This is a genomic window from Luteimonas terrae (assembly GCF_031457535.1).
Classification (GTDB): Bacteria; Pseudomonadota; Gammaproteobacteria; order Xanthomonadales; family Xanthomonadaceae; genus Luteimonas; species Luteimonas terrae_A.
Window position 1 is genome coordinate 64,913 of the sequence record NZ_JAVDWO010000010.1, and the last position, 20,597, is coordinate 85,509.

Annotated in this window: 19 protein-coding genes, 1 tRNA gene and 1 pseudogene; 6 read left to right on the forward strand and 15 right to left on the reverse strand. The window is 68.2% G+C overall.

The features are described from left to right. Nucleotides 1-25: 25 nt before the first annotated feature. Complete coding sequence (gene apbC / locus J2W68_RS12610; protein ID WP_310236408.1) at nucleotides 26-883, reverse strand: iron-sulfur cluster carrier protein ApbC; 858 nt, start codon at nucleotides 881-883, stop codon at nucleotides 26-28. Nucleotides 884-1,150: 267 nt separating this feature from the next. Here apbC and J2W68_RS12615 point away from each other — a divergent pair, with 267 nt between their 5' ends. From J2W68_RS12615 to rnfB, 3 genes are all read left to right on the forward strand, one after another. After that, nucleotides 1,151-1,594 (forward strand): DUF2147 domain-containing protein, encoded by a 444-nt coding sequence (locus J2W68_RS12615; protein WP_310236410.1) that lies wholly within the window; start codon nucleotides 1,151-1,153, stop codon nucleotides 1,592-1,594. Nucleotides 1,595-1,917: 323 nt separating this feature from the next. Beyond that, a complete protein-coding gene (gene metG / locus J2W68_RS12620; protein ID WP_310236411.1) occupies nucleotides 1,918-3,990 on the forward strand; it encodes a methionine--tRNA ligase in 2,073 nt (690 codons plus the stop codon). Between the two features lie 55 nt (nucleotides 3,991-4,045). Then, nucleotides 4,046-4,459 carry an Rnf electron transport complex subunit RnfB gene (rnfB, locus tag J2W68_RS12625; RefSeq protein WP_310236413.1) on the forward strand — a complete coding sequence of 138 codons (414 nt, stop codon included), beginning with the start codon at nucleotides 4,046-4,048 and terminating at the stop codon, nucleotides 4,457-4,459. Between the two features lie 13 nt (nucleotides 4,460-4,472). On the opposite strand, the gene J2W68_RS12630 is transcribed toward rnfB, so the two are convergent. From J2W68_RS12630 to J2W68_RS12655, 6 genes are all read right to left on the reverse strand, one after another. After that, nucleotides 4,473-5,591 (reverse strand): TraB/GumN family protein, encoded by a 1,119-nt coding sequence (locus J2W68_RS12630; RefSeq protein ID WP_310236415.1) that lies wholly within the window; start codon nucleotides 5,589-5,591, stop codon nucleotides 4,473-4,475. Then, nucleotides 5,588-6,535, reverse strand: a complete 948-nt coding sequence (locus J2W68_RS12635) for a DUF1684 domain-containing protein (RefSeq protein ID WP_310236416.1) — start codon at nucleotides 6,533-6,535, stop codon at nucleotides 5,588-5,590. The genes J2W68_RS12630 and J2W68_RS12635 overlap by 4 nt, the downstream gene beginning before the upstream one ends. 1 nt (nucleotide 6,536) lies before the next feature. Beyond that, nucleotides 6,537-8,369: a DNA mismatch repair endonuclease MutL gene (mutL, locus tag J2W68_RS12640; RefSeq protein WP_310236417.1), complete on the reverse strand. Its 1,833-nt coding sequence runs from the start codon at nucleotides 8,367-8,369 to the stop codon at nucleotides 6,537-6,539. A 76-nt stretch (nucleotides 8,370-8,445) separates the two neighbouring features. After that, a complete protein-coding gene (locus tag J2W68_RS12645; RefSeq protein WP_310236419.1) occupies nucleotides 8,446-9,900 on the reverse strand; it encodes an N-acetylmuramoyl-L-alanine amidase in 1,455 nt (484 codons plus the stop codon). A gap of 75 nt (nucleotides 9,901-9,975) precedes the next feature. Beyond that, complete coding sequence (tsaE, locus tag J2W68_RS12650; protein ID WP_310236421.1) at nucleotides 9,976-10,461, reverse strand: tRNA (adenosine(37)-N6)-threonylcarbamoyltransferase complex ATPase subunit type 1 TsaE; 486 nt, start codon at nucleotides 10,459-10,461, stop codon at nucleotides 9,976-9,978. After that, complete coding sequence (locus J2W68_RS12655) at nucleotides 10,458-11,993, reverse strand: NAD(P)H-hydrate dehydratase (RefSeq protein WP_310236423.1); 1,536 nt, start codon at nucleotides 11,991-11,993, stop codon at nucleotides 10,458-10,460. The genes tsaE and J2W68_RS12655 overlap by 4 nt, the downstream gene beginning before the upstream one ends. Before the next feature lie 29 nt (nucleotides 11,994-12,022). On the opposite strand from J2W68_RS12655, the gene queG reads away from it, so the two are divergent. After that, the gene (gene queG, locus J2W68_RS12660; protein ID WP_310236424.1) at nucleotides 12,023-13,105 is read left to right on the forward strand and encodes a tRNA epoxyqueuosine(34) reductase QueG; all 1,083 of its coding nucleotides are present in this window, start codon (nucleotides 12,023-12,025) and stop codon (nucleotides 13,103-13,105) included. A gap of 70 nt (nucleotides 13,106-13,175) precedes the next feature. On the opposite strand, the gene pgi is transcribed toward queG, so the two are convergent. The 7 genes and pseudogenes from pgi to pcnB all read right to left on the reverse strand — a co-directional run. Continuing rightward, nucleotides 13,176-14,708, reverse strand: coding sequence for a glucose-6-phosphate isomerase (gene pgi, locus J2W68_RS12665; protein WP_310236524.1), 1,533 nt, complete (start codon nucleotides 14,706-14,708; stop codon nucleotides 13,176-13,178). Nucleotides 14,709-14,713: 5 nt separating this feature from the next. Further along, the gene (gene panD, locus J2W68_RS12670) at nucleotides 14,714-15,094 is read right to left on the reverse strand and encodes an aspartate 1-decarboxylase (protein ID WP_310236426.1); all 381 of its coding nucleotides are present in this window, start codon (nucleotides 15,092-15,094) and stop codon (nucleotides 14,714-14,716) included. Between the two features lie 114 nt (nucleotides 15,095-15,208). After that, nucleotides 15,209-16,075 carry a pantoate--beta-alanine ligase gene (gene panC, locus J2W68_RS12675; RefSeq protein ID WP_310236427.1) on the reverse strand — a complete coding sequence of 289 codons (867 nt, stop codon included), beginning with the start codon at nucleotides 16,073-16,075 and terminating at the stop codon, nucleotides 15,209-15,211. Between the two features lie 54 nt (nucleotides 16,076-16,129). Next, complete coding sequence (locus J2W68_RS12680; RefSeq protein WP_310236429.1) at nucleotides 16,130-16,435, reverse strand: GFA family protein; 306 nt, start codon at nucleotides 16,433-16,435, stop codon at nucleotides 16,130-16,132. Nucleotides 16,436-16,518: 83 nt separating this feature from the next. Continuing rightward, nucleotides 16,519-17,334, reverse strand: coding sequence for a 3-methyl-2-oxobutanoate hydroxymethyltransferase (panB, locus tag J2W68_RS12685; protein WP_310236431.1), 816 nt, complete (start codon nucleotides 17,332-17,334; stop codon nucleotides 16,519-16,521). Between the two features lie 4 nt (nucleotides 17,335-17,338). After that, nucleotides 17,339-17,833, reverse strand: coding sequence for a 2-amino-4-hydroxy-6-hydroxymethyldihydropteridine diphosphokinase (gene folK / locus J2W68_RS12690; protein ID WP_310236433.1), 495 nt, complete (start codon nucleotides 17,831-17,833; stop codon nucleotides 17,339-17,341). A gap of 40 nt (nucleotides 17,834-17,873) precedes the next feature. After that, nucleotides 17,874-19,166 (reverse strand): annotated as a pseudogene (gene pcnB / locus J2W68_RS12695) (polynucleotide adenylyltransferase PcnB); the annotation flags it as partial. Nucleotides 19,167-19,335: 169 nt separating this feature from the next. Here pcnB and J2W68_RS12700 point away from each other — a divergent pair. Next, a tRNA-Glu gene (locus J2W68_RS12700) sits at nucleotides 19,336-19,411 on the forward strand. Between the two features lie 235 nt (nucleotides 19,412-19,646). Further along, nucleotides 19,647-19,970 carry a ferredoxin FdxA gene (gene fdxA / locus J2W68_RS12705; RefSeq protein WP_310236437.1) on the forward strand — a complete coding sequence of 108 codons (324 nt, stop codon included), beginning with the start codon at nucleotides 19,647-19,649 and terminating at the stop codon, nucleotides 19,968-19,970. A 101-nt stretch (nucleotides 19,971-20,071) separates the two neighbouring features. On the opposite strand, the gene J2W68_RS12710 is transcribed toward fdxA, so the two are convergent. Beyond that, a complete protein-coding gene (locus tag J2W68_RS12710; protein WP_310236440.1) occupies nucleotides 20,072-20,584 on the reverse strand; it encodes a hypothetical protein in 513 nt (170 codons plus the stop codon). Nucleotides 20,585-20,597 lie beyond the last annotated feature (13 nt).

Below are 20,597 nucleotides of genomic sequence, written 5' to 3' on the forward strand. Positions count from 1 at the left end.
CGCTGGGGACCCGACCCGACCCGTGTCAGACGAGCGACGCGGAAATCGACATCGGCGCCCGCGGCCGCTTCTCGAGTTCTTCCACCAGCCGCCGCGCCGTCGCGCGGTACGCCTGCGCGGCAGCCGAATCGGGCGCCGCGACGACGATCGGCACCCCGGCATCGCCCTGCGCCCGGATGCTGATTTCCAAGGGCAGGGAGCCCAGTAGCGGTACGCCGTACTGCGTCGCCATGCGCTGGCCACCGCCGTCGCCGAACAAGTGTTCGACATGCCCGCAGTTCGAGCACACATGCTGGGCCATGTTCTCGACCAGCCCAAGCACCGCAACCTCGACCTTCTCAAACATCTTCAGTGCCTTTCGCGCATCGAGCGTCGCCACGTCCTGCGGCGTCGTCACGATCACCGCGCCGGCCACCGGAATCTTCTGCGCCAGCGTGAGCTGGATGTCACCCGTGCCCGGCGGCAGATCCACCAGTAGGTAGTCCAGCGCCTCGTCGCCGCCCCACAGCGTGTCGTTGAGCAACTGCGTCAGCGCCGAGGTCGCCATCGGCCCACGCCAGATCATCGGCGTGTCCTGATCGACCAGCAGCCCGATCGACATCGCTTCAATGCCATGCGCGTGCATCGGCAGGATCGACTTCCCATCAGGGCTGTCGGGTTTGCCGGACAACCCAAGCATCACCGGGATGCTCGGACCGTAGATGTCCGCATCGAGCACGCCCACCCGCGCTCCATCGGCCGCGAGCGCGAGCGCGATGTTCACCGCGGTCGTGGACTTGCCCACCCCGCCCTTCCCCGACCCGATGGCGAGAATGTTGCGGATGCGGGGGAGTGGCGAGAGTGCGTTTTGCACCGCGCGAGCGAGAACAGGTGCATAAGTCATAAAAAGAACAACGACGATCCGAGGAAGCGTTCCATTGTCCCACCATCGGATTGCTTGGCGCGATCATCACGCTGCGCAGGCCCAGACGCAGGGTCCTGCAAGCGAGACCAGAGCCGACGAGCGACAAAGCCGATTCGTTCCTACTAATGTTCAGCATCAGTAGCTGAACAATAGTCGCCAAGCCCTCATAGAACCTGTCTTATCGGCTATAACTCCGCCATCTGCGCAGGCGCCTGTGCTGGTCGCAGCTTCGAGGGAGGGGTCTGAATGTTGAACAAGGAAAAGATGTGGTTGACTGCTGTGGTGGGTATGCCATTGATGCTCGCATCCATGGTCGTCGCGGCGCAGTCGCCAGCCGGCCGCTGGAAAACCATCGACGACGAGACCGGTCGGGTGAAGTCGATCGTCGAGATCTCGCAGGCGGCGAACGGCACGCTGAGCGGTCGTGTGGCGCAGGTACTGCAGTCCGATCGCGGGCCGAATCCGGTCTGCGACAAGTGCACGGGCAGCCGCCAGAACCAGCCGATCACCGGCATGACGATCCTGTGGGATCTTAAGCCGAATGGCAGTGAGTGGTCGGGCGGCACGATTCTCGATCCGGCCAACGGCAAGACGTACAAGTCCAAGGCGAAGATGCTCGACGCGAATCGCATCGGGGTGTCGGGCTGCGTCGCCTTCATCTGCCGTGAGCAGGTCTGGCAGCGGGAGTGACATCGGCTTCCAACTTGTGAGGGAAAGGCCCGGCAACTGCCGGGCTTTTTTTCGCTTCGGATTGCAAAGCCTCTCCTTGCGAGACGTGGCGAAACGGCAACGATCGGGCGGAGCGCATCCGGCGCGCACCGCCTAGACGTGACGAAGCGAATCGACCTTGATTTCTGGCAAAGCGCGATCCTTGAAAAATCGCGGTCGCCCTCGCATTCGGGCGTCGACACGGCCGGGGACTGTCAGCAACCTCGCGGCCTCACGGCGCCCACGAAGTCCCGCGCCGACCCCATGCGATAATCCCGCTCCGCCCGCTCATCAAGCCCCGCCCCATGCCGCGCACGCTGCTCGTCACCACTGCCCTGCCCTATGCCAACGGCCCACTGCATCTCGGCCATCTGGTCGGTTACATCCAGGCCGACATCTGGGTGCGGGCGCGGCGCATGGATGGCGACATGGCGCGCTTCGTCTGCGCGGATGACACGCACGGCACGCCGATCATGCTCGCGGCGGAGAAGGCCGGCACGACGCCCGAGGCTTTCATCGCAGACATTCAGGCTGGACACGAGCGGGATTTCGCAGCGTTCGGCGTGGACTTCGATCACTACGATTCGACGCATTCGGCGGGAAACCGCAGCATGGTGGAGACGATCTACGGACGGCTCGATGCTGGCGGCCATATCGCGCGTCGCGATGTCGCGCAGCTGTTCGATCCGGTGCGCGGCATGTTCCTGCCGGACCGCTACGTCAAAGGCGTCTGCCCCAAGTGCGGCACGCCGGACCAGTACGGCGACAACTGCGAAAATTGCGGTGCCACGTATTCGCCGAGCGACCTGATCGATCCGGTCTCGGTCGTCAGCGGGGCAACCCCGGAAGTGCGCGAGTCGGAACACTTCTTCTTCGAACTCGGCCATTTCGAAGCCTTCCTGCGCGAGTGGCTGGCCGGCGATGTCGCCGTGTCGGGCGTCAAGGCGAAGCTCGCGGAATGGCTCGATGGCGAAGGCGGCCTGCGCGCCTGGGATATCTCCCGCGATGCACCCTACTTCGGCTTCGAGATTCCCGGCCATCCAGGCAAGTTCTTCTACGTCTGGCTGGACGCGCCGATCGGGTATCTCAGCAGCTTCGAGGCGCTGTGCGCGCGCGAAGGCCTGGACTTCGATGCCTGGCTCGCGCCCGAAGGCGGCGCCGAGCTGCACCACTTCATCGGCAAGGACATCGTCAACTTCCACGGCCTGTTCTGGCCGGCGATGCTGCACGGCGCCGGTCTGCGCGCGCCGACGCGTCTGCACGTCAACGGCTACCTGACCGTCGACGGCGCGAAGATGTCGAAGTCGCGCGGCACTTTCGTCATGGCGCGCACCTATCTCGACCAGGGTCTGGATCCCGAAGCACTACGCTACTACTTCGCCGCGAAGTCCTCGGGCGGTGTCGACGATCTCGACCTCAACCTCGGCGACTTCATCGCGCGCGTGAACAGCGATGTCGTCGGCAAACTGGTCAATCTCGCCAGCCGCTGCGCCGGCTTCATCGGCAAGCGCTTCGACGGCCGTCTGGCCGAGGCGTTACCGGAGCCGGAAACATATGCGCGCTTCATTGAATCGCTCGCGCCGATCCGCGAGAGCTATGCGCGCAACGAACCCGCGAGCGTGCTGCGCCAGGTGATGGCGTTGGCTGACGAGGCCAACCGCTACATCGACGACCGCAAGCCGTGGGTGATCGCCAAGCAGGACAGCAGCGATGCCGAACTGCAGGCGGTCTGCACACAGGGCCTGAATCTGTTCCGCGTGCTGGCCACGGCGCTGCGGCCCGTGTTGCCGCGCGTGTCGTGCGAGGTCGATGCGTTCTTCGCCGCGCCGGCCGACACCTGGTCCGCGCTCGACGCGCCGCTGCTCGGCCACGTGATCCAACCGTATGCCCCGCTCTTCACCCGAATCGACCCCAAGCAGATCGACGCCATGACCGACGCCTCCAGGGACACCCTCGCTGCCGCACCGGCTGCACCCGCCGCCGCGAAGAAGCCGGTCGAAGCACCTGCTGCGGCGCCCGCGAAAGCTGCAGACGCGGATGCGCCGACGCACATCTCGATCGACGATTTCGTGAAACTCGACCTGCGCATCGGCAAGGTCGTTGCCTGCGAATTCGTGGAGGGTTCGGACAAGCTGCTGCGCTTCGAACTCGACGCCGGCGATCTCGGCACGCGCCAGATCTTCTCGGGCATCCGCGCGAGCTACGGCGAGCCGGACACGCTGGTGGGTCGCAACGTGGTGTTCATCGCCAATCTGGCGCCGCGCAAGATGCGCTTCGGCATCAGCGAAGGCATGATCCTGTCCGCCGGTTTCGATGGCGGCGCGCTCGCACTGCTGGATGCGGACGCCGCAGCGCAGCCGGGCATGCCGGTCCGCTGAGCCGGCGCGGCATCGCCGCGACTACACAGACCGCACGCCCAGCCGAACGCCACGCATGCCGCCGTCCCTCGTCGAACGTCTCGATCGCCTGTTGCCGCAGACCCAATGCGGCCAGTGCGGTTTCGACGGCTGCCGCCCCTACGCCGAGGCAATGGCCCGCAGCGAGGCCGACGTCGACCGGTGTCCGCCCGGCGGCGATGCGGGGGCACGCGCGCTCGCCCGCGCACTCGATACCGCCGCGTTGCCGTTCGACCGTGAACGCGGCGTGCACCACGCGCTGCCGCCGGTCGCGCTGGTCATCGAGGCCGACTGCATCGGCTGCACCAAGTGCATCCAGGCCTGCCCGGTCGACGCCATCGTCGGCGGTTCGAAACTGATGCACACCGTGCTGGTCGATGCCTGCACCGGCTGCGCGCTGTGCGTGCCGGCGTGTCCGGTGGACTGCATCGAGCTGGTTGCGGCCGCCTAGGCGACCGCCTGCGTCAGCTACCCGTTTCGGGCTGCACCTGAGCAGGCGTTGCAGGTAGGGTCGTGTCGGGCGGTGCGCAGGCCGAACACACGCGCTCCACCGAGTAACCTTTCGCCGCAAGCTTCTCGACCACGCCGTCGGGGCCGACGAGATGCAGCGCGCCGACGACGACGAGGATGTCGCCCGGCTGTTGCAGCATCTGTTCGAGCTTGGGCAGCCAGGCGTCGTTGCGCTCGGTGTTGATGCGCGCATACAGCGCGGGGAAACGCGCCTGCATGTCGAGACCCATCTCCTGCCACAGCGCATCCGCGTTGCCCGCGCGCCAGGTCTCATGCAGTGCCTGGATCGATTCGGGCCCCGCACCCGCCTGCTCCAGCGCCTCCTGCAGCATCTGCGTCTGTTCGACACGGCCCATGCCGTCGAGCAATTCGATCTGTTGCTGCGCGGATTCCAGGCCTGCGGTCGGCGTACCCGCGGCTTGCGCCTGACGCGCGAGTTGCGCGTCCATCCCCAGTTTCGCTTCCAGGCCAAAACGACCAAGCTCGGTCGTCGTGACCAGCAACGAGACGAACCAGGGTTCAAACAGCTGCAGGCTCGAGCCGCCGCCTGCGCCCTGCAGCGATGCCGCGTTCGCATCCGCCCATGCGCGCAGTTGCGTCGCAGTCTGCGCAGGAATCTCGTCGTCGAGCTTGCTGCCGTCGCTGCGTAGGCCGGCCTGCATCATCTGCAGGCCCAGCGTGGGCGAATGCAGCTCCTCCGGTGCAAGCTCGAACACCACTTCGCCGGCGCCGGAGATCACCCGTGCAACGTCTTCGGACAGCGGGTAGTCGGCCGGCGTGAGGAAATGGAACGAACCGAGCAGATACAACGCCCCGTGCTCGCCGCTCACCCGCCACAGCAGCGGCACCGGCGCAGGGGCCAACGCGCCGTAGCCGATTGCGGGGGTTTCCTGCAGTCCGTCGGCGGGCACGACCATCGGCGAGAGCAGCGTCGCAGGCGCCTCCAGCAACGGCAGCTCGGCCTGGCTCGCGCCACCGGCGAACAGGCAGATCAGTAGTGCACACGAGCGGAGCAAACGAAACGGCGCGGGTCGACGCATGTAGGAGCGGTCCTGTTCGAAATCTGGGGTCATACCGTGGTGGCCGGGATATAGGTCTTCTCGCCCGCGGGAATCGCGAGGTCGAGGCGGTTGCCCTCCGGCGGCAGCGGACAGGTCGCGAACGCGGTGAACGCGCACGGCGGGTTGTAGGCGCGGTTGAAGTCGATCTGCAGCCGCCCGTCGGCGCCCGGTGCAGGCGCATCGAGGTAGCGGCCGGCGCTGTAGCTGCCGTGGCCACTGGTGCGGTCGGCGAAGATCAGGAACAAGCTGCCGTCACCGCCTTCGAGCGCCTGCAAGGTGTAGCGCTTGCCGTCGCGTTCGAAGGCGACCGAGCCCGGCGTCGGTGTGTCTTCGACCATGCCCAGGATGTTGGCGATCGGCAGCGTCGCACCGGATGCCGCCGGCACGAATTCCGCATCGACCTGCCAGTCGCGTGTGGTCGACCAGTACTCCAGCCCGGTGAAGCGCCTGCGCGTGGGCGCCTCTTCATGACGCGCCCGCACGAACGCCGAGCCGCCACGTTCGATGATCGTCAGCGTGTCCTTGCCATCGTCGAAGCCCAGCACGCTGGGCGAAGCACTGGTGTCGGTCTGCAGAAGCACGCGGCCGCGCACCGGCGCGCCATCGAGCGTCACCGCGACGCCGCGCTCGGGCGTGAACGCATACGCGCCGTTGTCGGATTGCAGCAGGCCGAGCTTCTCCGGCCCCATCGACAGGCGGATGCCGGCCGTCTGTCCGCTGCCGATGAAATGCGACTTCAGCTCGATGCGATGCAGACCGATCAGGCTCAGCCAGCCATCAGGCGCGACCAGTTCGGCGCGGCGCGTGTCCTGCCAGACGCGGGTCTGCGCGGAGAACATCACATCGAGTCGCGCAGCGTCGGCCCGCGCGGCAGGATCCTCACTCTCGACGGTCTCCCCGCAGCCAGCGAAAAGCACCAACAGGCCGATCGTGCAGCAGTGGCGCCATCGCAGCATGTCAGCGTCCTCGCAGGAACCAGCGGTCGATCTCGGCGAGCGGAAAATGCGCCCACGTCGGACGGCCATGATTGCATTGCCCGGAACGTTCGGTCGCTTCCATCTGCCGCAGCAGTGCGTTCATTTCGGGCACCGTCAGGCGCCGGTTGGCGCGAACCGCGCCGTGACAGGCCATCGTCGACAGCAGTTCGTCGCGTGCCGAGCGCACCCGCAGGCTCTCGCCATGCTCACGAAGATCGGCCAGCACGTCGCGCAGCAGGGCTTCGGTGTCGCTCTGCGCGAGCAGGGCCGGCACGCCGCGCAGCAACAACGACTGGATACCGGTGCGCGACACTTCGAAACCGAGCTCGGCGAGCGTCGCCGCTTCGGCTTCGGCGACATCCGCTTCGCGCTCCGACACCGCGACGGTCTGCGGCACGAGCAGCGGTTGCGTGCGCACACCTTCGCCGTCGTGCGCGGTCTTGAGCTTCTCGTAGCCGATGCGTTCGTGCGCGGCGTGCATGTCGACGACGATCATGCCGTCGGCTGCCTGGCTGAGAATGTAGATGCCGTGCAACTGCGCGACCGCGTAACCGAGCGGCGGCACCAGCGTGCCGGCATCGTCGACGGCGGCGTCGGGTGCCATCGGCGACGATGTCCAGGTCTCGGCACCCGATGCGATCTGCGCAGGCGTCGGTCCATACAGCCCGGCGTAGGCCGCGCGCGTTTCGTCCACGCGCAGCGCGAGATTCGGCTGCGGCATCGGCCGCGACCAGTCGGGCATCGCCGCGGTGCCGGACGCGGGCACGGCGGCGAATGCCTGCATCGCCGCATCTGCCGGCGCGTGGTTCGTCTGCCCTGCGCGCGTATCGGCCAGTGCCTCGTGCAGCGTGCGGTAGACGAAATCGTGGATCAGGCGCGCATCGCGGAAGCGCACTTCGTGCTTGGCCGGATGCACGTTGACGTCGACACGCGTCGGATCGAGCTCGAGAAACAGCACGTAGGCCGGCTGACGGCCGTGGTACATCACATCGGCGAATGCCTGCTTCACCGCATGCGCCACGCTCCGGTCACGCACCGCGCGGCCGTTAACATAGAGATACTGCTGGTCGGCGCTCGCGCGCGAGTACGCGGGCTTGGCGATCCAGCCGTGCAGGCGCAGACCCGCGGCGCTGTGATCGATACGCAGCGCGTTGTCGGCGAATTCGCGGCCCACCGTTTCGACCAGGCGCGCGCCCGAGAACAGATCCTCGTCACCCTTGTAGCGGCGCGAAGGCTTGCCGTTGTGGCTGATGCGCAGTTCGACGTCGGGCCGCACCAGCGCCAGCGCGCGCAACCATTCCTCAATGTGGCCGAGTTCGGTGCGCTCGGCGCGCAGGAACTTGCGGCGCGCGGGCACGTTGTAGAACAGATCACGCACTTCGACCGTCGTCCCGCGCGGATGGGATCGCGGCGTGACTTCGCCGACGCGGCCGCCTTCGACGTCCAAAGCGGAGCCGTGGGTCTCGTCCTCGCGGCGCGAGATCAGGGAGAAGCGGCTCACCGATGCGATCGACGGCAGCGCCTCGCCGCGGAAACCGAGGGTGGCCACCGCTTCCAGATCGTCGAGCGAACCGATCTTACTGGTCGCGTGGCGCTGCACGGCCAACGTCAGTTCTTCGGGCGGAATGCCGCCACCGTCATCGCGGATACGAATCAGGCGGACGCCGCCTTCCTCCAGATCGATATCGACGCGCAGCGCGCCGGCATCGAGCGCGTTCTCGACCAGTTCCTTGACCACGGACGCAGGGCGTTCGACCACTTCGCCGGCGGCGATCTGGTTGACGAGGATGTCGGGGAGCTGGCGGATCGGCACGTGGGCATCGGCGACGCTGGCTCGTCGCGGCAGGAATCAACGTGGATGATACCGGCTTGGGCGTCGCACCCGGGTCTCAGGGGCTGCCGCCGGCGGCGCCGTTCGCATCGGCCGCGGCGGCGCGCGCGGCATACAGCGTGCCCGGCGGCGGCTGGGCGATGAAATAGGCGTTGATGCCGTTGAGTACGGCGCTGGCAAGACGGCGCTGGTGCGCCGGATCAAGCAGACGACGTTCTTCCTCGGGATTGGAGATGAACCCGGTCTCGACCAGCATCGCCGGCATGTCCGCGTTGCGCAGCACGGAGAAGTTCGCGTATTCGACGTTTGCCTTGTGGGTCTTGCCGACATTGCGCAGACCCGACAGCACATGGGTCGCGGCGTCCTGCGAGGCGCGCATGTGGCCGCTCTGCGCCATCTCCAGCAGCACGTTCGACAGTGTGTCCTGCGACAGCGACACACCGCCGACGAGATCGGCGCTGTTTTCGCGATCCGCCAGCCAGCGCGCCTGCTGCGACGAGGCGCCGCGCGTGGACAGTGTGTAGACCGACGAACCGTAAGCCGCACGATTGTGCGCGGCATCGGCGTGGATCGAAACGAACATGTCGGCCTTGGCCCGACGTGCACGCAGCGCACGCTGCGGCAGCTCGATGTAACTGTCGTTCTCGCGCACCAGATGCGCACGCATGCCGGGCGTGGCGTTGATCTGCCGCGCGAGTTCGCGCGAGATCGCCAGCACCACGTTCTTCTCGTGCGTGCCGGCCGGCCCGATGGCGCCGGGATCGCGGCCACCGTGGCCGGGATCGATCGCGATCACCAGCGGACGCATGCCCGGCCCGACCGCGGCGGGCATCGGCACCTGCGCCGCCGGCGCGATGTCGCGCTGCACGGCAGGCGGCGGCGTCGGAATGGGCGCCGGGGGCAGTTGCGTAGCAGGTGCTTGCGCGGTGACCGTCTCGGGCGCAGGCGCAGAAGGCGCAGGGCCCTGCTGCGGACCCATGCTCGAAATCAGACGCGAGGTCGCATCGTTCGACGCCAGCGCCGGATCGGCCACAGGCGTTGCAGTCGGGGCTGCGCTGGCGGCGGGCGTCGACGCGGTCGCAGCGGCGATGCGTGCAATCGGATCCGCAGTGCCATCACCCGGCCATTCGATGACGAGCGTCGGTCCGTCCGGATTGTCTTCGATCCGCGGCGGCATGGCCTTCACCGACGACGCCAGGTCGAACACGATGCGCGTGGTGCCAGCGACCGGCTGTCCGCTGCGCACGGAGCGGATCGTGCCGGCGCCGGCCGGCATCGCCGTCGTCCGCAGCCGGGTACCGGGCAAGTCGACGACCAGGCGGTCGGGATTGGCGAGGGAAATCACCGAATATTCGGCGCGCGCATCGAGCTTGAGCTCGGCGCGGGTGCCGGTGGCGCCGGAGCGCACATCGATCCCGCGCAGCTCGGCGCCGTAGGCGATGTTCCAGCACAACGCAGCGATCAGGGCGACCGCCAACGCGAGCTGAGACAGATTGATCCCTCGGATGCGCATGCGGGCTAGTCAATCACCGCACCCGGAACATTGCAAGCCGTTTTTCCTTTCAAATCCGTGGCCTGCAGATCCTTCCTATGGTTTCGGTTCAGGAAGCGTCGACAAACGGTGATCATCGATCAGAGCGGCCAGCCACGTTGTCCCGGCCGCTCCATCCGGCAACAATTCGACCGAACGCCCCGTGCCGTCGATCGCCAGACGGATCTCGAGATCGGCCGGCGGCAGCGCTGCGGCGCCGCGTTCGGGCCATTCCACCAGCCACAGCGCGGCGTCGATGTCGTCGAGGCCGAGGAAATCCAGTTCGCCGGCGTCGCCGATCCGGTACAGGTCAAGATGCAGGGCCTCACCGCCGTCGACGGGATAACGCTCGACAAGCGTATAGGTCGGGCTGCGCACGGTGCCGGTCACACCGAGCGCACGCAGCCAGGCGCGGGCCAGCGTGGACTTGCCGGCGCCGAGATCGCCCTGCAGGTGCACGACGGCGCCTCTGGGCTGATGCGTGGCGAGGACTTCGGCGAGCCGTTGCGTTGCGGCCTCGTCGGGCAGACGACGGCGGATCATGGGTGAGGCTCCGGATTCGCGCAGGCGCGCAGCACATCGATCAGATCGCCCGGCAGCAGCCCGCGCTCGCCCGCCGTGCGCGCGGCCCGGTCGCCGGCCACTGCATGCAGCAAGGCGCCGCAGGCGGCCGCGTGCTCGGCGTCGAGCCCCTGGGCGCGCAGCGCCGCAATGACGCCGGTCAGCACGTCGCCCATGCCGCCGGTCGCCATGCCCGGATTGCCGGCAGCGATGAGCCAGGGCAGTCCGCCGGGGGCGCAGACCAGCGTGCCGGCACCCTTGAGCACGACGACCGCATTCCAGCGCGCGGCGAGTGCGCGCACCGCGTCCGGGCGGTCATGTTGGACCGTGGCGGTATCGGTCTCGAGCAGACGCGCGGCTTCGCCCGGGTGCGGGGTCAGCACCGCGCCTGCCGGCAGTCCGCGCGGACGGGCGGCGAGCAGATTGAGCGCATCGGCATCGAGCACCAGCGGCGTGTCGGCTGCGCTGGCCGCATCCAGTGTTTCGTCGAACAGCGCGTGCCCCCAACTCCCCTGCCCCAGACCGGGACCGAGCGCGATGACATCGGCCGCGTCGAGGGCGCCGGCGAATGCGGACACGTTGTCAGTGCGGCGGACCATCGCCTCGGGCCAGCGCGCGAGCAACGGCGCGATATGCACGCCCTGGGTCGCGACTTCCACCAGTCCGGCGCCGGCGCGCAGCGCGGCCCCGGCCGCGAGCATCACCGCGCCGCCGGTGCCGTGATCGCCACCGATGCACAGCACGCGACCGTGGCTGCCCTTGTGTGCATTGCGCGGACGCGGCTGCAGCCAGTGCGCGAGATCCTGCGCGTCGATCCGTCGCGCCTGTGCCTGCGCTGCTTCGAAGCAGTGCGCATCGACGCCGAGCACGTCCAGCGACAGGGCGCCGGCGTGATCGGGACCATCGCCGGTCTGCAGGCCGAGCTGCGGGGCGAGGAACTGCAAGGTGCGTGTCGCACGTACGGCGGCGCCATCCGCGCTGCCGCGATCGCCCGACAGGCCGCTGGGGGTGTCGAGCGCGAGCACCGGCACGCCGGCGGCGTTGATGGCGTCGATCAGCGCGGCAGTCGCGTGGTCGGGCGCCCGCGACAGGCCGATGCCGAACAGGGCGTCGACGAGAATGTCTGCAGGCGGCAACGCGCCACCAAATGCTTCGATCCTGCCGCTCGCCGCTTCGAAGGCCGCGCACATTGCCCGCGATGGTTCCGTGCGCGGCGCATGCGGTTCGAGCCGGACGACGACCGCGTCGCATCCCGACGCCAGCGCCTGCGTCGCCAGCACATAGCCGTCGCCGCCGTTGTTGCCCGGCCCGCAGACCACCACGATGCGACGCGCCTGCGGCCAGTGCGACAACAGCGTGCGCCAGCCGGCCTGCCCGGCGCGTTGCATCAGCGCTGTGGCCTCGCCTGCGTGCGCGAGAGCGGCGGCCTCGATCGCGCGCAGCGCGGCTGCGTCGTACAACAGGGAGCCCGGCAGCGAAGCGCCGGGCGCAGGCGTGGCACAGGAAGCACTCATCGCGCGGATTCTATACTTCGCGCATCGTGATGCCTTCCGCCGCCACCGCCGTTCCGTCCCAAGCAGCGCCCGACGCGCTCGCCGCGCGCATCAAGGCGATCGCTGGCGAGATGGGCTTCCAGCGCTGCGGCATTGCCGGCATCGATCTGCGCGAGGACGAAGCGCACCTGCGCGACTGGTTGGCGCAGGGTCTGTACGGCACCATGGACTGGATGGCGCGCCACGGCGACATGCGCGCCCGCCCGGACGAGCTACTGCCGGGTACGGTGCGCGTGTTGTCGGTCGGGCTCGACTACGGCCGCAACGACGACGAAAGCGCTTGGGACACGCTGGCCGACGGCAGCCGCGCCTACGTGGCGCGGTATGCGCTGGGCCGCGATTACCACAAGCTCATGCGCAACCGGCTGCAGAAATTCGCGCATCGCATTGCCGAGGAAATCGGTCCGTTCGGCCACCGCGTGTTCGTCGATTCGGCGCCGGTGCTGGAACGCGCGCTTGCGCGCAACGCCGGCCTGGGCTGGATCGGCAAGCACACCTGCCTGATCGACAAGGACGGCGGCTCCTGGTTCTTCCTCGGCGAGATCTATGTCGACGTGCCGCTGCCGGTCGATCCTCCGGCGACCGCCCACTGCGGCACCTGCGTGCGCTGCATCGACGTGTGTCCGACGCGCGCGATCACCGCGCCGCACCGGCTCGATGCGCGGCGCTGCATCGCGTATCTGACGATCGAACACGAAGGCGCGATCGACGCGTCCTTGCGCCCGCTGATCGGCAACCGCATCTTCGGCTGCGACGACTGTCAGCTGGTCTGCCCCTGGAACAAGTTCGCCAAGCGCACCGATGAGCCGGACTTCCGCGCGCGCAACAGCCTCGACACCGCGAGCCTGGCCGAGCTGTTCGCGTGGGACGAGGACGAGTTCCTGCAGCGCACTGAAGGCTCGCCGATCCGCCGCAGCGGACACCGCCGCTGGCTGCGCAACCTCGCGGTCGCGCTCGGCAATGCGCCGACGACCCCGGACACCATCACCGCGCTGCGCACGCGCCGCCGCAGCGGAGACACGCTGGTCGACGAACATGTCGAATGGGCGCTGGCGCGCCACGGCGTCCTGTAGGAGCGCGCTCGCGCGCGATGGAGCATTCCCGGTGAAGCCGTATCGCGCGCGAGCGCGCTCCTACAAAAATTCAGCGCGCGCGGCGCGCGCGGCGCGCGCGGATCTCGTCCAGCAACGCGCGCGTGACCGGGTCGGCCACCGCCACGTCATCGCCCTGCACCGCCGGCATCAGTTCGCCGGCAATGCGCTTGCCGAGTTCCACGCCCCACTGGTCGAACGCATTGATGCCCCACAGCACCGACTGGGCGTAGACGCTGTGCTCGTAGAGCGCGATCAGTGCGCCGAGACTGCGCGGGTCAAGGCGGTCGAGCAGCAACAGCGTCGACGGGCGGTTGCCCGGATACGACTTCTGCGGATCATCGGCCGAGTAACCGTTGGCCAGCGCTTCTGTCTGCGCGAGCAGGTTCGACAGCAGCGCGGCATGGTTGTCGGCATGCGGATGCGCAGGATTCACCACGCCGATGAAATCGGCCGGAATCGTTTGCGTGCCCTGGTGCAGCGCCTGGAAGAAGCTGTGCTGTGAATTGGTCCCCGGTCCGCCCCACAGCACCGGCACGGTATCGAGACCGACGGCTTCGCCATCAGGCGTGACCGACTTGCCGAGACTTTCCATGACCAGCTGCTGCAGATATGCCGGCAGCAGCGCGAGGCGCTCGTCGTAGGGCAGCACCGCATGCGTGGCGAGGCCAAGCGCATTGCGGTTCCACACGCCCGTCAGCGCATGCAGCATCGGCAGATTCCCGGCGAGCGGCGCCTGCAACGCATGCGCATCCATCTCGGCAGCGCCGGCGAGCAGTGCCTCGAAGCCGTCCATGCCGACTGCGAGCGCGATCGAGAACCCCACCGCGGACCACAGCGAATAACGACCGCCAACCCAGTCCCACATCGGCAGCACGCGCTCGGGCGCGACGCCGAAGGCCTCGGCGCGCGGCACATTGGCGCTCACCGCGTACAGGCGTTCGCTGCCGCCGAGCCAGTCGCGCACGACTGCGCCGTTGAGCAGGGTCTCCTGCGTGCCGAAGGTCTTGGAGACCAGAATCGCAGCGGTCTTCGCCGGGTCGAGCTTGGCCAGCCGATGCTGCGCATCACTGCCGTCGACGTTGGTCAGGAAATGCACGCGGAAACGACCGGTGCCAAAGTCCTTCAGCGCGTCGACGACTAGGCGCGGACCCAGATCCGAGCCGCCGATGCCGACGTTGACGATGTCGGTGACATCGGACGCTTCAAGTTGCGCGACCAGTTCCGCCATGCGCACGCGTGCCTCTGCGGCCTGTGCGTGGGCATCGCGGGCAACTGCCGTCTCCGACAGCGCAGATCGCAGCGCGACGTGCAGCGCCGGACGATTCTCGGACGTGTTGACAGTGACGCCATCGAACAGCGCGCGGAACGCCTGCGGCAAGGCCGCGGCTTCGCCAAGCGCGACCAGCGCATCGCGTGTCTCGCGGTCGAGCCGCTGGCGCGCGAAGCTGGCATACAGCCCGCCGATGCGCAGTGCGAAATCCTGCGGACGCGCCGCATCGGCTTCGACGAGGTCGGCGATGCGCGCCGAATCGAGGCGCCGCGCGTGCGGCGCCAGCGTGTCTCGGATCAGTCGCACCGCCATGGTCATCAGGCGGCCTGCGCGGGAATCGAATCGTTGGTGTGGGTCATGCGGTTGTCGCGGTCGACGTACACCAGCTTCGGCTTGAACTTCGCCACCTCGGCTTCGTCCAGCGTGCCATAGGCGCAGATGATCACCAGATCACCGACGCCGGCCTTGTGCGCGGCAGCGCCGTTGACCGAGATGATGCCGCTGCCGACATCGGCGCGGATCGCGTAGGTCGCGAAGCGTTCGCCGTTGTTGATGTTGTAGATCTCGATGCGCTCGTACTCGCGGATGCCCGACAGGTCGAGCAGGCGACCGTCGATCGCACACGAGCCTTCGTAATGCAGCTCGGCATGGGTCACGGAGGCGCGGTGGATCTTGGCTTTCAGCAGGGTGAGTTGCATGGCGTAGGCGGCCGGATCACGGCAGCGGACAACGCGGGAAGCCCGCAGGAACCGCGAAGTATAGGGACCATCTGCGGCATCGCAACATCAGCGGCGCGGCGCAGCGGAGCAGATTCAGCGGGCCGCAGGCGTCCGGCGAAGACTGAATTCGAGGTTGTCGATCAGGCGCGTGGTGCCCAGGCGCGCCGCTGCCAGAGCGACGGCGGCCGGTTGCGCCTCGCCGTGCGGCGACAGGTCGGGCGCGCGCACCTCGACGTAATCAACCTCGAAGCCGGCATCGCGCAGCGTCGCGATCGCATGCGCGCTCGCTTCGGCCGCGGGCTGGCCCGCCTGCATGGCATCGCGCAACGCGCACAGGGCGCGATGAATCCCCGGCGCGCGCGCGCGCGCATCGGCATCCAGGTACTGGTTGCGCGAACTCATCGCCAGACCGTCGGCCTCGCGGGCGATCGCGACCGGCAGCAGTTCCACCGGGAACGCGAGGTCGGCGATCATGTGCGCGATGACCGCCAACTGCTGGTAGTCCTTGCGGCCGAACGCGGCAACGTCGGGCTGCACCTGGTTGAACAGGCGTGCGACCACGGTGGCGACGCCGTCGAAATGTCCCGGGCGGTGCGCGCCATCCAGCACTTCGGTGATGCCGGGCACGCGCACGGTCACCGTGTTGTGCAGGCCCAGCGGATACATCGCCTCGACCGACGGCAGCCACAGCAGGTCGCAGCTGGCCGCCGCGAGGCCCTGCGCGTCCTGTTCGGGCGTGCGCGGATAGCGGGCGAAATCCTCGTTCGGGCCAAACTGGGTCGGATTCACGAACACGCTGGCGACCACGCGGTCGACGCGTGCGCGCAGCGCCTCCACCAGCGAGAAATGGCCCGCATGCAGATTGCCCATCGTCGGCACGAGGCCGACACGCAGGCCCGCACGCTTCCAGCCGGCGATCCGGGTCCGCAGCGCGGCGAGGTCATGCACGGTGTCGATCACGGCGGGTCCAGCGATGGGTGAGCGCCGATTTTCGCAGATCGGCGACGTCCGGCGTCAGCGCGCGTGCTTGGGCAGGTCGTCGTCGAGCGCGTAATAGTCGCCCTGCTCGGAGACGAAGATGTGCATGTGCAACCGGGTACCGGTGGGTGTATCGAATGCCCCCATCGCTACCGCGGTCTTGCTGCCGCCCACCGGCGCCCAGAACAGCGAGCAACCGCAGCGCCCGCAGAATCCGCGGCGCACGCGCGCCGAGCTGGCGTACCAGCGCAGCACGGCCTGCGGGTCATGGATCGTCAGCGCCTCGACCGGCACGTCGGTCGAGGCGAACACATGACCGGACGATTTCGGCAGGCGACGCAATGACAGGCATCGGGCGGCGCGAGTTCGGCCGCGACCTCGAACCGCACATCGCCGCACAGGCAACTGCCGCTGTGCATCGCCGGCTACCGGTAGGAGTGTTCGGGGCCGGGGAAGCTGCCGTCGCGCACTGCAGCGACGTAGGCGCGCGCAGCGCCCGCCACCGAGCCGCCGTCGACAAGGAAATCGCGGACGAACTTCGGGCTGCGATGGCCGCTGTCGAGGCCCAGCATGTCGTGCAGCACCAGCACCTGACCGTCGCAATCCGGTCCTGCGCCGATGCCGATCGTCGGCACCGGCGAGGCGGCGGTGATGTCGGCGGCGAGCGCAGCCGGCACGCCTTCAAGCACGATCAGCGTCGCACCTGCTTCGGCAATCGCGCGCGCATCGTCGCGCAGCGCCTGGGCAGCGGCGTCGCCGCGTCCCTGGATCTTGAAGCCGCCGAAGCGCAGCACCGACTGTGGGGTCAGGCCCAGGTGCGCGCAGACCGGAATCTCGCGCTCGACGAGGAAGCGCACCACCTCGCACTTGTTCGGCGTCGCACCTTCGAGCTTGACCATGCCGGCACCCGCCTGCAGCAGCCGCGTCGAGGCATCGAGCGCGCGCTCGGGCGTGGCGTCGGCCTGGAACGGCAGATCGGCGACGACCAGTGCACGCTGCACTGCCCGGGCCACGCAGGCGGTGTGATAGGCGATGTCGTCGACGGTGACCGGCAGCGTCGAGCCGTGGCCCTGCACCACCATGCCCAGCGAATCGCCGACCAGCAGCAGGTCCACACCTGCGGCATCGAACGTGCGGGCGAAGCCGGCGTCGTAGGCGGTCAGCATCGCGAGCCGGCGACCGGCGGCGCGTGCCTCGAACAGCGCGGGGACGGTGACGGGCGCGGAAGATGAAGTGTTCATGGCGCTAGCGTAGCGCTTCGATGCCGGCGCGATCCACGCGGATGAGCGCATCCGCGGCCGCGCCGATGCGCGGAATCACGATCTCGGCGTCGAGTTCCAGCAGCGGCACGAGGGCGAAGGCGCGTTCGTGCAGGCGCGGGTGCGGAACGGTCAGTCCCGGCAGTGTGATCACCGCATCGCCGTAGAGCAGCAGGTCGAGGTCCAGCGTGCGTGGACCCCACTGGTCGCCGGCCTCGTCGCTACGGGTACGGCCGAACCTGCGTTCGATGTCGAGCAGCGCGTCGAGCAGATCCATCGGCGCGCGGCTGGTGTCGAGCACTGCGACCGCGTTGACGAAATCAGGCTGGTCGGTGCGCCCCCAGGCCGGCGTGCGGTACAGCGGCGACAGTCTCAGGTCGCGGATGTCGGGCAGCGCCGCCAACGCTGCCGCGGCGTCGCGCAGCACCTGCGGCACGTCGCCCAGATTGCCGCCAAGCCCGATGTAGGCACGCACGCTCATGCGCAGGCGCTCGCTTGCACGCCGCGCAGGGCGCGGGGTGTCATCCAGCGGCGGCCGGCGTGCGGCGACGCCGACGGCGACGACGCGGCACGTCTTCGTCGCCTGCCGCCTCCTCCTCGCCCGGATACAGCGCGATCGCATGGTCGGGATCGTGCTGGGCTTCTTCCCAGAACGCCACATCGGCTGCATGCGCATCGGACGCGGTCTGGCGCAGCACGAGGAAATCGAACGCGGCGCGGAAGCGCGGATGCGACAGCGTGCGCGTGACCCGCTTGCGCTGACGCAGCGGGAAGCGCGCCTGCAGCAGCCAGATCTCCTGCATCGGCAGCGAGAAGCGACGCGGCAGCGCAACCGTCGTCACCTGATGCAGCGTGACGCGGTCAGCCGCGCGGCGCTGCGCCTCGACCGGCTGCACACCGTCGGCCTGCAGCTTCATCCAGGCGCGGCAGAACGCCGGCCACAGCAGCGTCGCGAACAGGAAGGCCGGCGAGACCGGATCGCCCGCGGCGACACGCGCATCGGTCGACGCGAGGCCCGCAAGCACCATCGACCGCAACGCGCCGCTGCGGTTGCTGGCGAGTGCTGCAGCCGATTCGGGAAACAGCGCCGACAGCAGACCGTGACGCTCGAGACCCTCGAAACTGGCGACCGCGTGCCCCGACAGGAACAGCTTCAGGCATTCCTCGAACAGCCGTGCCGGCGCCGCTTCGCCGAGCAACGCCGCCAGACGCGGGATGGGCTCGGCGGTGCCCGGCTCGATGGTGAAGTCGAGCTTGGCCGCCAGGCGCACTGCGCGCAGCATGCGCACCGGGTCTTCGCGGTAGCGCGTGTCGGGATCGCCGATCAGGCGCATGACCCGGTTCTGCACGTCCTCGAAGCCGCCGGTGTAATCGCGCACCGAAAAATCGGCGATCGCGTAATACAGCGCGTTGGCAGTGAAGTCGCGGCGCACCGCGTCGTCCTCGATCGTGCCGTAGACGTTGTCGCGCAGCAGGCGCCCGCCGTCGTGGACTTCACGGTCGCCACTGCCGTCGTCGACATTGGCGCGGAATGTCGCCACCTCGATGATCTCGCGACCGAATACCACATGCGCCAGCCGGAACCGTCGGCCGATCAACCGGCAGTTGCGGAACAGTCCCTTGACCTGCTCCGGCGTCGCGTCGGTCGCGATATCGAAGTCCTTCGGGGTCAGGCCGACCAGCACGTCACGCACCGCCCCGCCGACCAGATAGGCCTGATGGCCGGCCTCGTGCAGGCGGTACAACACACGCAACGCGTTCTGGCTGATCTGCCGCCGCGAGATGGTGTGCTGGTCGCGCGGAATGACCCGCAGTTCGGCAGACACGTCGCTTGGAATCGGAGTGGGATCGGTATGCATCAAGTCTGAAAATTTTCTCAGGCGGCCGTTGCGGCGCCAGCAAGCCTGCTATACTAGCAAGCTGCAAACGACTTAGACGCGTTTGCAGACCGGTCGTCCAACCGGAGCCGCTCGCGGCACCCCAGCTCCCTTCGTCTAGAGGCCCAGGACGTGGCCCTCTCAAGGCTAAAACACGGGTTCGAATCCCGTAGGGAGCACCATATCAAAGCAGACAGCCCATGCCGCAAGGCGTGGGCTGTCTGCGTTTGTACCGTTGCGGCAGCGCGGCGGCACCTGGCATTCAATGGATTGCGCAGCATTCGCGTGGCGACAGTCCTGACGGGTCGCCTGCGCGTGCCGGGACGCGATGATTGCCGAAAATGCGAACACTTCGCACCGGTGCCGGCAGTGCTGCCTTAAACTGCAGCCCGTCGTCGCCCCGCCCGATCCGAATCCATGCCTTTCGTCGTCACCGAAAACTGCATCAAGTGCAAGTACACCGACTGCGTCGAGGTCTGCCCGGTGGACTGTTTCCACGAAGGGCCGAACTTCCTCGTCATCGATCCCGACGAGTGCATCGACTGCACCCTGTGCGAGCCCGAGTGCCCGATCAACGCGATCTATCCCGAAGACGATGTGCCGGCGGGCCAGGAAGCGTTCGTCGCGCTCAATGCCGATCTGGCCAAGGCCTGGCCGGTGATCACGACACGCAAGGATGCCCTGCCCGACGCGAAGGACTGGGAAGGCAAGCCGGACAAGCTCCCGCTGCTGGAGCGCTGATCTCCGCGCCGCGAGCGAATCCACGAAAACGGGCGCCGAGGCGCCCGTTTTCATAGCCAGTGATCGACGACGCCCGGTTCGCGGACGTCGCCTCCAGCCGCTTATTGCGCCAGCGACGCCTGCAGCGAAGCGATCAGACGCGTCGGTGCATCACCGGTCGCGGCCACGCCGCGCGGATCGACTGCCGACACCACCGCGCCGCCCTGCTGCGACGCGATGCGCACCAGGAACTGGCTGCCGGCATAGGAGACGTCGTAGGTGCCCAGCACCTGCGAGCGGCTGTTGACGGTGACGCCATCGGTCGCGGCCAGCGCTTCGCCGACCTGCGCGAACACCGCATCGCGCGCACCGGTCGCGCTGAAGGACACGTTCGAATCGGCCGGCACGGCCGCCGTGCCCGAACGCGTCACGGACGTGGGGGCTTCCGGCAGCGCCATCGCACCGTCGGTACGCGGACGGTCGAGATCCGGCGGCACTTCGAGCGGACGGGTTTCCGGGCTCTGCGCGTACAGCGCGTTGTCCTTCTTGAACCAGCGGCAGCCGCTGGTGCCCACGACTGCGACCGCGACGACGGCAATGGCGAGATAGCGCATGGAGGAACGGGGTGGACGCATCGTGGAATCTCCT

Bases quoted from the DNA above. Each gene is read 5' to 3' on its own strand.
- apbC (WP_310236408.1), bottom strand. From the start codon at position 883: ATGACTTATGCACCTGTTCTCGCTCGCGCGGTGCAAAACGCACTCTCG.
- J2W68_RS12615 (WP_310236410.1), top strand. From the start codon at position 1,151: ATGTTGAACAAGGAAAAGATGTGGTTGACTGCTGTGGTGGGTATGCCA.
- metG (WP_310236411.1), top strand. From the start codon at position 1,918: ATGCCGCGCACGCTGCTCGTCACCACTGCCCTGCCCTATGCCAACGGC.
- rnfB (WP_310236413.1), top strand. From the start codon at position 4,046: ATGCCGCCGTCCCTCGTCGAACGTCTCGATCGCCTGTTGCCGCAGACC.
- J2W68_RS12630 (WP_310236415.1), bottom strand. From the start codon at position 5,591: ATGACCCCAGATTTCGAACAGGACCGCTCCTACATGCGTCGACCCGCG.
- J2W68_RS12635 (WP_310236416.1), bottom strand. From the start codon at position 6,535: ATGCTGCGATGGCGCCACTGCTGCACGATCGGCCTGTTGGTGCTTTTC.
- J2W68_RS12645 (WP_310236419.1), bottom strand. From the start codon at position 9,900: ATGCGCATCCGAGGGATCAATCTGTCTCAGCTCGCGTTGGCGGTCGCC.
- tsaE (WP_310236421.1), bottom strand. From the start codon at position 10,461: ATGATCCGCCGTCGTCTGCCCGACGAGGCCGCAACGCAACGGCTCGCC.
- J2W68_RS12655 (WP_310236423.1), bottom strand. From the start codon at position 11,993: ATGAGTGCTTCCTGTGCCACGCCTGCGCCCGGCGCTTCGCTGCCGGGC.
- queG (WP_310236424.1), top strand. From the start codon at position 12,023: ATGCCTTCCGCCGCCACCGCCGTTCCGTCCCAAGCAGCGCCCGACGCG.
- pgi (WP_310236524.1), bottom strand. From the start codon at position 14,708: ATGGCGGTGCGACTGATCCGAGACACGCTGGCGCCGCACGCGCGGCGC.
- panD (WP_310236426.1), bottom strand. From the start codon at position 15,094: ATGCAACTCACCCTGCTGAAAGCCAAGATCCACCGCGCCTCCGTGACC.
- panB (WP_310236431.1), bottom strand. From the start codon at position 17,334: ATGAACACTTCATCTTCCGCGCCCGTCACCGTCCCCGCGCTGTTCGAG.
- folK (WP_310236433.1), bottom strand. From the start codon at position 17,833: ATGAGCGTGCGTGCCTACATCGGGCTTGGCGGCAATCTGGGCGACGTG.
- fdxA (WP_310236437.1), top strand. From the start codon at position 19,647: ATGCCTTTCGTCGTCACCGAAAACTGCATCAAGTGCAAGTACACCGAC.
- J2W68_RS12710 (WP_310236440.1), bottom strand. From the start codon at position 20,584: ATGCGTCCACCCCGTTCCTCCATGCGCTATCTCGCCATTGCCGTCGTC.